Source organism: Photobacterium sp. DNB22_13_2 (genome assembly GCF_052873915.1).
Map to the genome: position 1 here is coordinate 101,344 of NZ_JBNNXU010000001.1, position 16,986 is coordinate 118,329.

Sequence of the window (16,986 nt, forward strand, 5' to 3'; positions counted from 1 at the left end):
TTACCGCCGTTTCTCAGGTAACTTGGCCGCTTTTTCAGTATCAAGCCACCACGTATCTTTACCTAACGTATATTTCGGTCGTAACTCGGGACGGGAAAACTTGTCCCAGCTCGACACCCGGAACATGCTGATATGCCACTGTGGGATCACATAAAAGTTCCACTGCAATACTCTATCAAGCGCCCTGCCAAGGCTTAATAACTTATCGGGATCTTCCTGATTTTCGGCAATTTGCTCGGTCAGGTAATCAACCGCCGGATCTTTTACACCAGCCGTATTGTAGGTGCTGTCTATAAAGTTACTGTTCCAGGCGATCATTAAATTCGGGCTTGGATATGGATTGGCACCGTAGCCTGCAGACACCATATCGAAATCTCTGTCTCTCAAACGCTTGATATATTGCGTGGTATCTACCGTACGTAAGCGCATATCAATACCCAGCAACTTCAGGTTCTTTTGCAGCGGAATCGCTAGACGCTCGGTGGTCGGGCTGTACATCAGCAATTCAAAGGCAAAGGTTTCGCCAGTCTCGACATGGGTCATTACCTTATTCTGCACTTCCCAACCCGCCTCTTTCATCAAAGCCAGCGCTTTTCGAAGTTGAACCCGGATACGACCAGAGCCATCAGACTTAGGGGGTTGATATTCTGTAGTAAACACTCGTTCTGGCACTTTGTCTTTTACTGGGGCCAATACCGCTGCTTCTTCTTCAGATGGTAGCCCCTTAGCTTCATAATCGGTGTTCTGAAAATAGCTGCGAGTGCGGGTATACTGGTTATAGAACAGACTTTTGTTCATCCATTCAAAGTCCATGGCATAAGACAAGGCTTCGCGGACTTTAGGATCACTGAAGTAGCTTCGCTCGGTATTAAATACAAACGCCTGCATTGATTGAGGTATTTGATGTGGGATTTCTTCTTTTACTATATAGCCTTTGTCAAAGTTGGTTCCTTGATACAAGGTCGCCCAAAACTTGGCCACATTCTCTTCCCTGATGTCATACTCGCCAGCCTTGAACGCTTCCAGCGTTACCGTTTCATCCCGATAGTAATCGTATTTGATGGTTTGGAAGTTATGTCTGCCAACATTTACCGGTAAATCTTTTGCCCAGTAGTCCTTAGCGAGAGAATAAGTCACACTTTGGCCGGGTTTATAATCGGAGATTTTGTACGCACTGCTGCCAACAGGTGGCGTATTGAGAGGCTCGCTCAAATTTTTGTCTTTCCAAAAGTGCTCAGGCAGTACATTCATTCCCTGCACTAACGCTAACAGTACCTCGCGATTTGGTTTTACCATTTCTATCCGCGCGGTGCGCTCAGACTTAGCCGTTACCGATTTAACATCCTTGAAGTACACCTTGTACTGGGCGACCCCTTCTTTCATAAATTTATCAAAGGTAAAGGCAACATCAGCGGCGGTGATTGGCTTACCATCATGGAATTTAGCATCTGGATTGATATCAATTTCCATCCAGGCGTAATCATCGGGATAACGAACCTTTTCGGCAATGAGTGGATAATAGCTGTCGATTTCATCTTCTGACGACACAAACAAAGTGTCATAGATAGCCTCACTGCCTGCGACCGAGACTCCCCGCGAGGCGAAACGGTTAAAGCTGTCGTATGTACCAACCTGAGCATAAGTAACCTGACCACCTTTGGGGGCATCAGGGTTTACATAGTCAAAATGGGAAAAGTCAGCAGGATATTTAGCACTGCCAAACCCGACTAACGAGCGACTTTCAATCACCTCGTTAGCAGAGACAGAACCAGCTATAACCATCGCCACCAATAACGATGAGACGCATTTGTACATCTAGGCCTCCATGCTTGAATCTATTTTCAGGTAGCGTTTGCTGTACGCTATCTTACTCGTTGAATTAGATATAATTATTTTATGGTATATGTTTACGATAGGACACTAATGACAAATGAACAACCACTCAATAGGTAATATGAAAAGCTGTGATCACTTGCGGCAAGCTGTTGAAGTCGTTAATATCGCCCGCTTTCATGCTTTCGAGCTTGAAACTATCTTATTTAAGCCAGGAGCATCATATGTCTAAGTTCTTCTTTAAAGGCCGCATTGAGAAAAAGCCTAAGCACGAAAGCTACGGCTTCAATACCAATCAGGCCAAAAAGTTGGGAACTGAAATTAACCCGCTACAACTTGTTGTGAATAGCGATGAGAAAAAAGCTGAGACTGAAGCTCTACTCAAGCAACACGAACTATTTGCTACGATAACAGTAAACAGTGAGGCAGAAGAAAACCTGGTTGAACTTGAGACGCTGATCAACAAGCCAAAAACGACTGTTTTTGAGAAGACACCGAATCGTAATGATCCGTGTTCATGCGGTAGCGGCAAAAAATTCAAGAAGTGCTGTGGCTAACGTGCTAGCCCAGCAAGCAGGGTGATTGAACCCGGTGCCCTCTTTGTGCCGGGTTGTCCCTCTTTCATACGCTTCTATACTTCATTAGCCTTCCCCCTGCCATTTTCCGTCAGAATCCGTATAATCTCGCGCTGTTGAAAATTTCGGAAAGATACGAGTTATGAGCAAAGGTTACGCCTGTGTTGGGCTATTTAATCCCAAAACCCCTGAAAATGTTGGTTCTGTCATGCGTGCCGCTGGCTGCTATGGCGTCAATAGTGTGTTTTACACAGGCACACGCTATGACCTTGCTAAGAAGTTTTGTACTGACACCAAAAATACCATTCTCGATATCCCGCTAATTGGCGTCGAAGATCTCAAAAACATTATTCCACACGATTGCGTCCCGGTTGCCGTTGATCTGGTTGAGGGAGCAAAACCGCTACCTGATTACAAACACCCACAGCGGGCTTTTTACATCTTTGGCCCTGAAGACGGGACGTTGAAAAAAGAAATCACCGAATTCTGCCGTGAAACTATCTACGTGCCAACTAAGGGTTGTATGAACCTGGCCGCAGCAGTCAATGTCATTCTTTATGATCGCATGGCTAAAGGTGAGGGGTTTTCTAACCACTAGCACTGCACATCAAAACGGAATATGGACAAGTCCTAATCTTGGGGGGTAATTTCTGCGCCCCATTTTTCAACCATTTCCCTAAGCTCGGTACTTTGATAAGGCTTGCACAGAATATCATCCATACCAGCAGTAAAACATTCTTCCCGCTCAGCTTTAGTCGTGCCTGCCGTGAGCGCTATGATCGGTTTAGTATATCCTGCACTGCGTAAACGCTCTGTGGTAGCATAACCGTCGAGTACAGGCATGCGGCAATCCATCAACACAATGTCGAAATCCTGCTGCTTTAAGATCTCAAGTGCCTTTTGTCCATTGTCTGCAATCGCAGGGGTGATACCAAACTTACCTAGCATCAATTTGATGATCATTTGATTGGTTTTTAAATCTTCCACTACCAAGATAGTCAAATCATCAATTGAAGTTATACCGCCTTGCTGGCCACCTTTCTCGTCAGCCGTTGAGAGACTCACGTCTAATGGAAGAGTAACGGTAAAAGTAGTACCTCGGCCATCTTCACTGTCTATTTCTATCCTGCCCTTCATCTGCTCAGCGAGCTTTTTACAAATAGCTAACCCCAAGCCAGTACCTTCATGCTGCCGATTACTAGAATTATCGACTTGAGTAAAAGGCTGGAACAAAGTCCCCACTTTTTCTTTGGGAATACCACACCCAGAATCTCTCACTACAAACTTAAGAGCTTCGTCTTGCCAACCAATAGTGACGGATACATACCCTTTCTGGGTGAACTTAATCGCATTACCTATAAGATTCACAAAGATCTGCTTGATCCTATCTTCATCGCCCAATAACCATTGCGGCGTATCAGGCAGAAAGTGAATAGAAAAATCGAGTTGCTTTTCATTTGCAGGATGCTGGAAGATATCTTTCAACATATTGGTCATCAAACGGCTGTCGAAAGATTTAACCGTTAATTCCATCATGCCAGCATTTATCTTACTGTAATCCAGCAAGTCATTGATGATGGCACGGAGCAGCTCTCCAGAATGATGCAAGGTAGATAACAGTCCCCTCTGATGACATCCCAGTTCAGTATCCGACAGCAACTCCGCGGTACCCAATAAGCCATTTAGCGGTGTTCTCAATTCATGATTTATCATCGCCAAAAAATCACGGGTCGACTTCTCCGACTCCTCAGCCGACTTCCTCGCCCTAATTGCTTCTTCCAGTTTCAGTTGACGGTCGATAGATGTACGAAGCATTTCACCAATCAAGTTCATATGCTTGCGTATCGTAGTGTGCCACTCTCTCCTTTCATCGATTCTCGTTACAAAATACCCTTTAACAACAGAGTTACTGAGTGAAAACCAATGCAATTGATGATGCTCATCCCAACACTCACCGATTGAAGTCAGCTTTGCTGGGGGGGCTAACTTTTCATCAATACCAGAAAAATAACTAATATTGAGTGCCGGAGTAGAATCACAACCTATGTTTATCCCACATGCACTGGCTGCGTTACTCGTAATCAATGTATCGAGAAGCTCTTTAATGATACCTAATGAAGGCTGATATTTTAGGAACGTATGACCAAAGCGGAGCAGTAGGTTGTCCATCTTCTGCTGATATGACAAAAAATCAGACCCACTGGCTACCTTGTCTCTCATCTGTTCAAGGTTTTGCTCAACCAACTGTTTAGTCTGAAAGAGCTCTAAGCTTTTTGACTCCAATAGCATTTCTGCCATTTTTCTGGCTTCTCGCTCACGGTCAATTTTCTTCTGCATTAATGCAACGTGACGTTCCAGATCCATGCGTTCAAGGCCCATAGTTACTCCGCGTTTAGCGTCAGCGTAAATCGTACATGACTCTGGTCCTGATTAACGGGTTCCATTTTAATATCCATTTCTTCGTTGAAATGATGGGTACAACCACGGATCAAACCCAGGCAAACATGGGAAAAGCAACGAGCTGAAATGTAGTCGAGCACCATTTGGGCGGATGTTTTTGAAATGAAGTCAAATTGTGGTGGATTGGCATTGGGGTATAGCTTTTTCACTTCAATATGAATATGGCGCTCAACCCGCTCAATAAAGCTAAAGGTACCATTTGGTTTTTCACCATTATCCATTGGCATGGTGGAAAGTAAACGAGCAAACAATGCCTCACCGTAAACTTCCTGAAGTGCTTCTGGGGACACACCCGTAATTTTGCTCAGGCAGACAATCAATTTCACCAAAACCCGGTGGTCATAACTACCTACTGCTGTGTAAATGCCGTCAACACCGGCATCATCGAGCATCTGCTGGCAAACCTCTAACCCAAAGCGGTTTTCTACAACATCTAGAAACTCAGCAAAAATAATTCCTTTCATACACTTAATCTCCCTTACCCGTTGATTTTAGTATGGGAAACGAATCTCTAATGGTCAAAATTATTGCAACCTATTTCATTTGCTAAAAAGGGACTTATTTATTGAGTACATACTTGTTAACGTCAGATTTTCGAAAGCCATTAACTAGCATTATTTTGAGGCTAAATAACACAATATTGTGCGAACAATGAATCGTACTTTTCTATTCACCCTCTTTTATATACTCAGCGTACTTATCAGTACCTCTTCATGGGCCAATTCCATGCCTCAAGGCAACAACGAATCTGGCAAAGTAAAATCATTCTCCTGCCAGTTCTGCCACAGACAAAATGGCATTGCCAAGAAAGATGACTATCCCCCACATCAATAACTAAAATGACTTGTACCTTTATAACTCGATGAAATCCTACCAAAATAGAGAACGTAGTGGGGTATATGGAGAAATAATGAAGCAGCAGTTATCCGTCCTCAATGAACAGGATTTGGCTGACATCACGATCTACTTTTCCGCGCAGCCCTAAGCCTCTGCTCAACGCCAAGTTCAAAGCAATTTGCAGCATGCCACTGGTAGCTTTTATCTATTGATACTAGAATTAAGCGGATTTAGTGGCTTGCTAGCTACTATGAATCCATTAACATCGTTCACTGTTAGTGAACAATGAACCGGCAAAAAGCCGTTATGACTGTTCCTACGTCACCTTTCAAAGCGTAATTTAACGGTGATTGACGAAACAGATTGTGTTATGACAGGCTTGTCTTGTGGGTTTATTGAGCGTTTGTGCCATAAAACCCCAAAAGACGGAGCAAAAACAAGCAAATGTTCATTTTATCTTAAATGACCTATGTAATGTTTGTTGGAATCAGTGATATACTCCCCCACCGAATAGTGACACTAATTGTTTATAGAGAAAAACAATGGCAGATTTATCTAAATACAGAAACATTGGTATTTTCGCGCACGTTGATGCGGGTAAAACCACTACTACAGAGCGTATCCTTAAGCTTACTGGTCAGATCCACAAGACTGGTGAAGTTCACGACGGCGAATCAACTACTGACTTCATGGAGCAGGAAGCTGAGCGTGGTATTACTATCCAGTCTGCAGCAGTTAGCTGTTTCTGGAACGACCACCGCCTAAACGTTATCGATACTCCTGGACACGTTGACTTCACAGTTGAAGTATACCGTTCTCTTAAAGTACTTGACGGTGGTATCGGTGTATTCTGTGGTTCTGGTGGTGTTGAGCCTCAGTCAGAAACTAACTGGCGTTACGCGAACGAATCAGAAGTATCTCGTCTGATCTTCGTTAACAAACTAGACCGCATGGGTGCAGACTTCTTCAACGTTGTTGATCAAGTTAAGAACGTTCTTGGTGCTACTCCTCTAATCATGGTTCTACCAATCGGTCGTGAAGACGACTTCGTTGGTGTTGTTGACCTACTAAGCCGTAAAGCTTACGTTTGGGACGAAACTGGTCTTCCAGAAAACTACGAAATCAAAGATGTTCCAGCGGACATGGTTGACGAAGTAGAACAGTACCGTGAAGAGCTAATCGAAACTGCTGTTGAGCAGGACGATGACCTGATGGAAGCTTACATGGAAGGTGAAGAGCCTTCTATCGAAGACATCAAGCGTTGTATCCGTAAAGGTACTCGTGACATCGCGTTCTTCCCAACATTCTGTGGTTCTGCGTTCAAAAACAAGGGTATGCAACTTATCCTTGATGCTGTTGTAGATTACCTACCTGCTCCAACAGAAGTAGATCCTCAGCCGCTAACAGATCCAGAAACTGGTGAGCCAACTGGTGAAGTTGCAACAGTATCTGTTGACGAGCCACTAAAAGCGCTTGCGTTCAAAATTATGGACGACCGTTTCGGTGCCCTAACGTTCATCCGTATCTACTCTGGCCGCATGAAGAAGGGTGACACCATCCTTAACTCTGCGACAGGTAAAACTGAGCGTATCGGCCGTATGGTTGAGATGCAGGCAGATGACCGTAACGAGCTAACTGAAGCACAAGCTGGTGACATCATCGCTGTTGTTGGTATGAAGAACGTTCAAACTGGTCACACTCTATGTGATGTTAAGCACGAGTGTACTCTTGAGCCAATGATCTTCCCAACTCCAGTAATCTCTATCGCAGTTACGCCGAAAGACAAAGGCGGTTCTGAGAAGATGGGTATCGCTATCGGTAAGATGGTTGCAGAAGATCCATCATTCCAGGTTGAAACTGACGAAGAAACTGGCGAAACCATCCTTAAAGGTATGGGTGAACTTCACCTAGACATCAAGGTTGATATCCTTAAGCGTACTTACGGTGTAGACCTAATCGTTGGTCAACCTCAGGTTGCTTACCGTGAAACTATCACTCAACCAATTGAAGATAGCTACACGCACAAGAAACAGTCTGGTGGTTCTGGTCAGTTCGGTAAGATCGACTACCGTATCAAGCCTGGCGAAGTTGGTTCTGGCTTCAAGTTCAGCTCTGTTGTAGTTGGCGGTAACGTTCCTAAAGAATTCTGGCCTGCAATCGAGAAAGGTTTTGCTGGCATGATGGACACTGGTGTTCTAGCTGGTTTCCCTGTTCTTGACGTTGAAGTTGAACTATTCGACGGTGGTTTCCACGCAGTCGATTCATCTGCAGTAGCATTCGAAATCGCAGCGAAAGGTGCATTCCGTCAGTCTATGCCTAAAGCAGGTGCACAGCTTCTTGAGCCTATCATGGCTGTAGACGTGTTCACTCCTGAAGATCACGTTGGTGATGTTATCGGTGACCTTAACCGTCGTCGCGGCATGATCAAAGATCAGATGGCTGGTTCTACTGGTGTTCGTATCAAAGCTGATGTTCCTCTATCAGAAATGTTCGGCTACATCGGTCACCTACGTACAATGACTTCTGGTCGTGGTCAGTTCTCTATGGAGTTCGCGCACTACTCACCATGTCCTGCAAACGTTGCAGAGCAGGTTATTGCTGACGTTAAAGCTGCTAACGAGAAGAAGTAATTCTTTCTTAAGCTTTAATGGCTGATAAAAACCCGGTAGCTTGGCTATCGGGTTTTTTTATACCTTTAATATCAGACAGAATCATCGCTCCCCCGCCGCCCTGCGTGACTTACCTGCTTATACTAATCTGGATCAGTAGTTGCTCAAGTACTTATGTTGGCTGATATTAGTATTAAGAGTGACGGCTACAGTTGGCTAGGTAGTTCATTAGTCCATATTGCTGAAGCCACTCTAATTGCTCAGCCTGCTTAACCAGAAAACGTCCTGAATAGTTTATCCCATTGGCAAAAATACCCTCGATATTATTTGTGCTTCGGGGAAACAATAACATCCAACGTTCGGTGAGTAAGAGGTTATAAGGGGTACAATCCCCACCCTCGGTATCAGCTAGAAGCCCCAACTGCTTCATCATCGCCAAGTAATGTTTATACAGTACCTCAGCATCCAGAGCCTGTAATGGAAGTAAGCAATGTACGAAAGGCAACTCCCCTTGTGAGATAACCTGCTCCAATGGTAAAGGCGATCGCACTAACTGCATATGGCGGTGAGTTTGGCTCGCCCCTGCCTGCGGACCACTGTTATAAAAGCCAAAGACGTCGGGATGGTCAAAACCTGTCAGCCAAGCGTGGAAATCACTTAAAGTTAAGCGAGATTGCTGTGGGATAAAGCTTTTAGAGCAGATGAGTAAGTGTGGAGACAAAACGGGAAACTTATTCAACAGACAAACATGCTCTTGACCGGCTTCATCAACATAAAGTGATTGCTCATAGGGCAAGAACGGATTGCCTTGGACCGAGGTTGCCTGGAACTTTTTCGTCGCGTTGGCTGTAACAACATGGGCAAAGTACGAAATCCCCTCTTCTTCTATTAGCTGAGCATCAGTGACTATTGGCATCAAGCTCCCCGTAGCTAATGCGCGTTCAGAAACACGACTCGCCTTATCCCAAAGTGTTTCAGTTTCACCAAACATATCTATCTCCTCACCAACGTCTTTTCTATACCTAAGCAACATCAAGTCGCTCATTACGAAAGCATTCTTTCGCCATATTACACCTTATGGACGCCGTTATATTTGGTGTACACTATAGTTTACAATAATCGCCCTTTTCGGCATAAGTAGGATGAAGGCTAGATATAGCTGCCAACCACGAAAGTTTGTATTATCAATGCCATTGGAAAACACTGCTTTATCCTATTCCCAATAGTACTCCATAAAGCAGTTAGAAGTTTTTGTTTGGTCGCTAAAACTTCAACAGGTAGTTTTGTTTGGTCGCATCCTGCCTATCCAGCCTGCTTGCCTTGTGCATAAAACAGGTAGAAACAAAAAGGGCGTTTACTTAGTAAACGCCCCTCTTCTTATATTGTTTATTTATTGTTATTCACTGCGCTTAAATCAACTCAGCCGCAAGCAAGAAGCATCCGAACAGGAAGCTAAACCCCATCGCCAATTGACCACCAGATGCTTGATACAACACGCCCGAGGCATCAACTTCAAACGCGCTATCATCTTCTTCGCGAAGCTTTATAGTCATCGCCATTGGAATGAACACCGCAAGGAATACCAAGATAATACCTGCGTACCCTAATACTGACAGGAATTGATCGGCAGCGAACAAAGCACCAGCAAGTGGCAAAATAAAAGTGAGTACATAAGTGACAGCACGGTTTTGGCGGAATGTATCAACGTTCTGGTCAAACAACGCCATTGCAACACCCAAGAAAGAGGTCAGTAGCGCCAGACCAGTAAATACTGACAAGATAAGGTTAATCATACTGTGGTTTGAACCCAGCACAGCGATTAGCTCAGACACATTCTGGAAATCGACCATCTGCTCGGCACTTAGGTTACCCATTGCTGCATATAACCATAGTAAGTAGCTAAACAGTGGGACAAGAGAGCCAATCACAACCATATTCCGCAGTTGCTGGTGTGTGGCTTCTTTGTTGTATGTCACCAACGATGGGATCACTACCATAAAGCCGAAGCTGGTGAACAACACCGAACTGGTTTTGATCAGGTCAATCTTACTGTCGCTGGTGGCGACCATTAGATTGTCGATTGAAATGGTAGGAACCAAAGAAAGCAATGTCAGCACAAGCATGACGACCATCACTGCAAATAGCGCACGGTTTAGTTTATCAATAACTGCCGTCCCCGCAGCAACTACACCGCCCGCAAGCAGAGTAAAGGCTATTTGGCTTTGCATTAGGCTCAGGTCTAGGCCGATACTGGATAAGAGTTTCATAACCAAGTCACCTGCCCCAATGATGTACGCCATTAGTAGGCAAACCAATAGCGCGTAAAGTAGACCGTTAGTCACCAACTGGCCCCCCTTTCCAAGGGTTTTACGGGCTATCGTGTTCATGCCTAGACCGCCACCGGCCTTAATACTGGCTTCTAGCAACAACAGTGCCGCATACGTCGTACCCAGCCAGATCACTAGCATCAACAACGTCCCCCAGAGTAGGCCAAACTGGGCCAATACCATAGGAATAGCCAACATACCGGCACCCAGTGCCGTACCCGCAATAATGAGAGAACTACCAAGCAGTTTTAAATTCACAATTTTGTCTCGAAATAATGTGTATCCGCCACGTTTGAGGGCAGAAAACGAAAAGGTTTAAATAATCTATATATCAATGCGCTGCAGACGAAAAAGCAGCAATAGAGATTAGTGACTAAATCGGAATGCGGCAAAATAGCCGTAAAACTGAATGTTTGCGGAAGGTGCAGCGGGATAGGAATGGCAGGCACAAGCGTGCGTCAAGGTATCAGCAGAGGATAGATGGATCTTCCCCGTGGTTTTATGGTTCATTAATCGTACTCCAACAACGATAAATCCCTATAATCAAGGCAACCATCCATTGATTACCCTAGTTTTGTTTGGTCAGTTAGCAACTTATATGGTCGTTAGGAGCACTTCAACACTCGCAACTGAAATCTTACTTTCCAAAAATGGAACGCTTGGTTTTAAGTAAATAAAAACCCTTTGGACATTGGCCCAAAGGGTTCATTTTCACTCTGAAAGAGGGCTTAGGCTGACACAGCGACGCCAGACTTAGCAGCAATTAGCGTGAGTTTGTTAAAAGATGCTGGATAAACGCTGATGGTACTGCCATCGTCAAATAGAAGGCCATCATAAAAGTTACCACTCCATTTCACACGGGTAAAACGTGCATAGCGAGCTTTACTGTAAACCTCTTCGAGGGCATTAATGGCACCTTGTTTTTTCACTTGCTCCAAAATTGCCGAACTTAGTAACTTTTCTGCCACTGACTTGGCTGATTCGTTCATCCCTGTTTCTCTGTATCACTCAAATATACTTTCGTTTTACCAAAATCATGCCGAGTTGCAAGGGGCAATCACTCACATGGTTGCCCCATGGCTATTTACTCATCACTTTTGGTGAATATTGTGATTAGTGCACAATGGCGCTGTCTTCAATTTCAACTGTTTTACCACCAGACTCAATGAAGCTAACAATCGCTTGCTGTTGCATCGACATCGAAGCCTCAATATCACCAATATGCTCCATAAAGCCTCGATCACCTAGCGTCATAGGTCGGCCTTCAGGGTATAGTGGATCTGTGTAGATGACAGGCCCTTCATAAGGGAACAGGTACGTACCATGACCGCCATGCTTGGCTCTTACGACACCGCGAATAACTGCATCTTCAGATACCGTCGTATCGTCTGAAATAGCGGTCAGCTCTAAATGTCTAATCAATGGCTCAGTACCTACCAGTGGTTTACCCGGTACATTGTTTACGACAACATTATCAGGTATGTAGTCCACTCCTTCTACACAGGTCTCTGGCTTGTAGTAATCACAAGTCCCTGCGGCTTCAATTAACAAAATCGGCTGCTGTTTGTTTTCACGCTGGCGCCTGATAAAGTTAGCTGGGTCGCCTGCATCCACTGCCGCCTGCACCCCTGGGAACATATCTTTCGTCACCATAGAATAAACCGTATCTTCTATACTGGCAGCTTTATCAGCGTTTTCTGTACTCTCCGCCTTGTACACTTCCAAAGCATCTAAGCCTTCAACCTTGGTTTGCGTCTCTTCATCATACACCCCGACCATCGCAGCAACAGCTAGCTGAATATCACTTGAGCTTCGGATCTCTCCTTCAACTTCACCGCCAAGCAAAGGTGAATTCATTACAAGATCAGTTAGATGCATACCCGGCACTGCAAGAGTGGCCGTGCTAAAATTAAGCTCTGGATAATCCTGAGATAAATCACTCACCATGGTTGAGATAATGCCACCTAAAGAGTGACCGATTAAGCTCACATCCGATGAATCTACAAAATCAGTACGATTCAGGGCTCTCCTCAAGGTAAGCTGATCAAGTACAGCTTGACGCTGGTTATCACGTAAAGTTAAAGCACTAAGTAAGTTGAGATAGACTGATTTTTCTTGGTTTACTTCGCCACTTGAAGCCGTGATTTCCGGTTCAGGGTCTTCATCTAGGTTCACACCTCGCTCACCATGCAATGGCTGGTCGATAGCAAAGACTAGGCGATTGGTTTCTGTTACTCGCTTTGTCATAGTTTGCGCTGACTCTTTTTTGCCAGTAATACCATGAACGAAAATAGTGGCAGGCAAAGCAGTGATCTGAGAAGGTTGCCAGCCGTTTGGAGCATAGATAATAACCGGGATTTCCAGTGCTTCAATTGTCGCAGCAGGCTCTGGATTGCCACCATGTACAAATTCTCCATTACCCCCCTTCCACCAACTATACAGTGATTCACAGTGGCTAATTTTGTCAGCAGCAACCGTTTTATACTCGATACTTTCAGTGTCATCGTATAATTGTGGCACTTCACAGGTACCGTTCTCACCATTTATCTCTGGTAGCTCAAGATAGTAAGGAACCTTAATCGTCGCCGAATATGTCCATACGTCTGCGTTATCTGACTGATCGATCGGACTAACATTTATTACAGCCTGATCTGGAATATTGTTAATCGCAGCATCCATTACTGGATAGGCACTCAGAGTTGTAAAGCGTGCACTATAGACAATGCTGTCTTGAACACCTGCTGCTACTAAATCGTTGTGGTTACTTTGAATCTGACTCGCAAAAGCATCGCCTTTAGCATGATCTAAATTGTCACCTTCAACTAGGCTTTGATAAAAGTTAGACCGTCTTAATGTATTACCAGAAATGTCAGTAATACCATCCGAAAGCGCAAGAACGAAGGTTGTCGATTCTGGCAGCACAACTTTCGGCATCACCTGAATATCACCCGACTCGGTGACCTCAACGACATAGTCCTGATTGGGTTTGAGTAGCTCGCCAGTTGCAACATTCAAGATATAGGTTTTCTCAGTCAACGTCGTCGTATCAAGCGCATCCTCAGGGCCAGAAAGTGGCAGCAGAATGGGATAGCCGGTTGACCAACCATCGAGAGCACCGTAGACATTTTCGTAGTTCCTATAATCGACTTCGCCGCCATTCGCTTCTTGTTCTAGCTCTAAGGTACCATCACTATCGGTTAGTAGAATGTCGTTCGGATAGATCACCTGATCCAGGTTATAAGGCACATACTGCCGAGGATCTTCTGAGGTATCAATTTCATTACAGGCTGTGAGCGTAGCTGCAATGGCCAGAGCCAAGCATAGAGGTTGTGTATTTTTTATCATTATCGGTTCCATGAGTTTATTAAACTACTTTCAGACGCTCGGCTATCCTAAATGAAAATCTCATTCCCTCTGACGATAAACCCCGATTAAACGATTGATTTAATAAAATATTTATGTTTTTTATATGTTTTTTTGCCAAGTTATCATTACATAACCACACCAATTAAAGACCGGCGTCACATAGAATTATTTTTCTGTCACACAAGCTTCATAATCTGTAAGAAAACAACACAACTACAACGCTATCTCTTTCATATTTATTGTTTAAATCCCCCATATTTATTCTTGTAATACAATATTATATTAGTTAAATCATTGATTTACAAAAGGGTACCTCTTTAGGGTTATTCAAAACTGTAATTGATTTACGTCATATTTATTCACACTCTGTCTCATTAAGATTCCATTCAGAATTTATGACTTTGTAGTAGAGGATCTTATGAGCAAAGTGAGATTGGCCATCATCGGCAACGGAATGGTGGGCCATCGCTTTATCGAGGAATTAGTCGATAAAGCCAATATGGACAATTACGAGGTAACGGTATTTTGCGAAGAACCTCGTGTCGCCTATGATCGGGTTCACCTTTCATCGTACTTCTCCCACCATACCGCCGAAGAACTTTCGCTCGTTAAAGAAGGCTTCTACCAGAAACACTCCATCAATATTCTCCTCGGTGAACGTGCCATTAACATCAACCGAGAAAAACGCATCGTCCACTCCAGCACTGGTCGTGAAGTTCAATACGACAAGTTAATCCTCGCAACTGGCTCCTTCCCGTTTGTTCCACCTATCAAAGGCAATGAAAGCAAAGACTGTTTTGTCTACCGTACTATCGAAGATCTTAAATCGATTGAAGCGTCAGCAAAAAATAGCAAAGTCGGTGTTGTTGTCGGTGGTGGCCTACTTGGCCTTGAAGCCGCTGGTGCTCTAAAGGCACTAGGTGTACAAACCCACGTTGTTGAATTTGCGCCAAAGCTAATGGCTGAACAGCTAGACATGGCAGGTGGTAATCAGCTTCGCCAGAAGATTGAACGTATGGGCGTAAATGTCCACACCAGAAAAAACACGCTGGAAATCGCTCCGGAAGGTACTAATGCCCGTAACGTAATGCGTTTTGCTGATGGTACTGAGCTAGAGACTGATTTCATTGTTTTCTCAGCAGGTATCCGTCCACAAGACAAGCTAGCTCGTCAAATGGAGCTTGATGTTGCTCCTCGTGGCGGTATCGCTATCAATAACACCTGCCAGACGTCAGACGACAACATCTATGCTATTGGTGAATGTGCCTCTTGGAATGAAATGTTCTATGGCCTAGTTGCACCGGGTTACAAAATGGCACAGGTCGCTGTTTCACATATTATTGGTGAAGATAACCAATTTGAAGGCGCTGATATGAGCGCCAAGCTGAAACTGCTTGGGGTAAAAGTTGGCTCAATTGGTGATGCCAATGGTCGCACACCTGGCTGTAAAAGCTTTGTATACCAGAACGAAGAGCAAGAAGTTTACAAGCGCATCATTGTCTCCGAGGACAACAAGAAGCTACTCGGTGCTGTAATGGTGGGTGATACCTCTGACTATGGCGACCTACTTCAGTTAATGCTCAACGAAATCGACCTGCCAGAGCATCCGGACACATTGATCCTGCCTGCCCACGCCGGTGCTGAAAAACCCGCGTTAGGTGCAGATTCGCTACCTGATACTGCCGTGATCTGTTCTTGCTTCGATGTGACCAAGGCAAAAATTGCCCAAGCTGTCACTGACGGCAACCATACTCTAGCTGATATCAAAGCCGTTACCGGTGCCGGTACTGGCTGTGGTGGTTGTATTCCGCTGGTCACCTCAGTGCTCAATGCTGAATTGGCTAAATCAGGTATCGAAGTGAAAAACGATGTGTGTGAGCACTTCGCCTATTCACGCCAGGAGCTTTTCCATCTGATCCGCATCGAAGAAATCAAAACCTTTGATGAGCTCCTAGAGAAATACGGTAAAGGCTACGGCTGTGAAGTTTGTAAACCACTAGCAGGCTCTCTTCTGGCTTCGTGCTGGGGTGAACATATCCTCAAACCTCAATTGGTTAAGCTGCACGATACCAACGATAACTTCCTTGGTAACATCCAAAAAGACGGTACTTATTCGGTTATTCCACGTATGGCCGGTGGTGAAGTTACCCCACAAGCCCTTGGTGCACTTGCTGCGGTTGCCGAAGAATACAACCTGTACACCAAAGTAACCGGTGCTCAGCGTATCGGCTTATTTGGTGCTCAGAAAGATGATCTTCCAGTGATCTGGCGCAAGCTAATTGACGCTGGTTTCGAAACAGGCCAAGCCTACGCAAAAGCACTGCGTATGGCGAAAACTTGTGTGGGTTCGACGTGGTGTCGATACGGTGTTCAAGACTCTGTCGGTCTGGGCTCTTACATTGAGAACCGCTACAAAGGGATCCGTACTCCTCACAAGATGAAGTTTGGAGTCTCAGGCTGTACCCGTGAATGTGCAGAAGCACAGGGTAAAGATCTTGGCATAATTGCAACCGACGCCGGCTGGAACATGTACGTATGCGGCAACGGTGGTATGAAACCTCGCCACGCCGATCTACTGGCCAGCGACTTAGACCAAGAAACGCTCATCAAGTACATCGACCGCTTCATGATGTTTTACATCCGCACAGCTGCGCCACTGCAGCGTACCTCTGTATGGATGGACAACATGGAAGGTGGCGTTGACTACCTGCGAGAAGTGATTATTGATGACAAACTTGGCATCAACACCCAACTAGAACTGGACGTTGCCAAGTTAGTTGATGAGTATGAGTGTGAGTGGACAGCCACGATCAACGACGAATCGCAACTAACGCGTTTTGCCCACTTCATCAACGCTGATCTTCGTGATGACAACGTGGTATTTGTTGCCGAGCGTGACCAGCACCGACCTGCGACGTTCACCGAAAAACACCCCGATGCCGTTGGCGATATCCTGCACGTTGAATTGGAGAATTAATC

At 44.8% G+C, this 16,986-nt stretch carries 11 protein-coding genes; 4 read left to right on the forward strand and 7 right to left on the reverse strand.

Features of this window, described 5'->3' with window-relative positions; all coding sequences use genetic code 11:
• On the reverse strand, window positions 1–1,815 hold the full coding sequence (locus ACVA58_RS00460; RefSeq protein WP_446508510.1) for an extracellular solute-binding protein: 1,815 nt from the start codon (window positions 1,813–1,815) through the stop codon (window positions 1–3).
• A gap of 242 nt (window positions 1,816–2,057) precedes the next feature.
• On the opposite strand from ACVA58_RS00460, the gene ACVA58_RS00465 reads away from it, so the two are divergent.
• Window positions 2,058–2,390: a PBPRA1643 family SWIM/SEC-C metal-binding motif protein gene (locus tag ACVA58_RS00465; RefSeq protein ID WP_107348259.1), complete on the forward strand. Its 333-nt coding sequence runs from the start codon at window positions 2,058–2,060 to the stop codon at window positions 2,388–2,390.
• A gap of 160 nt (window positions 2,391–2,550) precedes the next feature.
• Window positions 2,551–3,006, forward strand: a complete 456-nt coding sequence (locus tag ACVA58_RS00470) for an RNA methyltransferase (protein WP_107348260.1) — start codon at window positions 2,551–2,553, stop codon at window positions 3,004–3,006.
• A gap of 32 nt (window positions 3,007–3,038) precedes the next feature.
• Here the strand turns inward: ACVA58_RS00470 and ACVA58_RS00475 are convergent, their stop codons facing one another.
• The gene (locus ACVA58_RS00475) at window positions 3,039–4,787 is read right to left on the reverse strand and encodes an ATP-binding protein (protein ID WP_446508511.1); all 1,749 of its coding nucleotides are present in this window, start codon (window positions 4,785–4,787) and stop codon (window positions 3,039–3,041) included.
• Between the two features lie 2 nt (window positions 4,788–4,789).
• Window positions 4,790–5,332 (reverse strand): heme NO-binding domain-containing protein, encoded by a 543-nt coding sequence (locus ACVA58_RS00480; protein WP_446508512.1) that lies wholly within the window; start codon window positions 5,330–5,332, stop codon window positions 4,790–4,792.
• Between the two features lie 915 nt (window positions 5,333–6,247).
• On the opposite strand from ACVA58_RS00480, the gene fusA reads away from it, so the two are divergent.
• A complete protein-coding gene (gene fusA, locus ACVA58_RS00485; protein WP_446508513.1) occupies window positions 6,248–8,335 on the forward strand; it encodes an elongation factor G in 2,088 nt (695 codons plus the stop codon).
• Window positions 8,336–8,507: 172 nt separating this feature from the next.
• Here the strand turns inward: fusA and ACVA58_RS00490 are convergent, their stop codons facing one another.
• The 4 genes from ACVA58_RS00490 to ACVA58_RS00505 form a co-directional block, all read right to left on the reverse strand.
• Window positions 8,508–9,305 (reverse strand): DUF4922 domain-containing protein, encoded by a 798-nt coding sequence (locus ACVA58_RS00490; RefSeq protein WP_446508514.1) that lies wholly within the window; start codon window positions 9,303–9,305, stop codon window positions 8,508–8,510.
• 418 nt (window positions 9,306–9,723) lie between these two features.
• A complete protein-coding gene (locus tag ACVA58_RS00495; RefSeq protein ID WP_446508515.1) occupies window positions 9,724–10,899 on the reverse strand; it encodes an amino acid permease in 1,176 nt (391 codons plus the stop codon).
• Between the two features lie 470 nt (window positions 10,900–11,369).
• On the reverse strand, window positions 11,370–11,630 hold the full coding sequence (locus ACVA58_RS00500) for a hypothetical protein (RefSeq protein ID WP_446508516.1): 261 nt from the start codon (window positions 11,628–11,630) through the stop codon (window positions 11,370–11,372).
• A gap of 124 nt (window positions 11,631–11,754) precedes the next feature.
• A complete protein-coding gene (locus ACVA58_RS00505; RefSeq protein WP_446508517.1) occupies window positions 11,755–13,986 on the reverse strand; it encodes a hypothetical protein in 2,232 nt (743 codons plus the stop codon).
• 439 nt (window positions 13,987–14,425) lie between these two features.
• Between ACVA58_RS00505 and nirB the strand changes: the two genes are divergently transcribed.
• Window positions 14,426–16,984, forward strand: coding sequence for a nitrite reductase large subunit NirB (gene nirB / locus ACVA58_RS00510; RefSeq protein ID WP_446508518.1), 2,559 nt, complete (start codon window positions 14,426–14,428; stop codon window positions 16,982–16,984).
• Window positions 16,985–16,986: the final 2 nt, after the last annotated feature.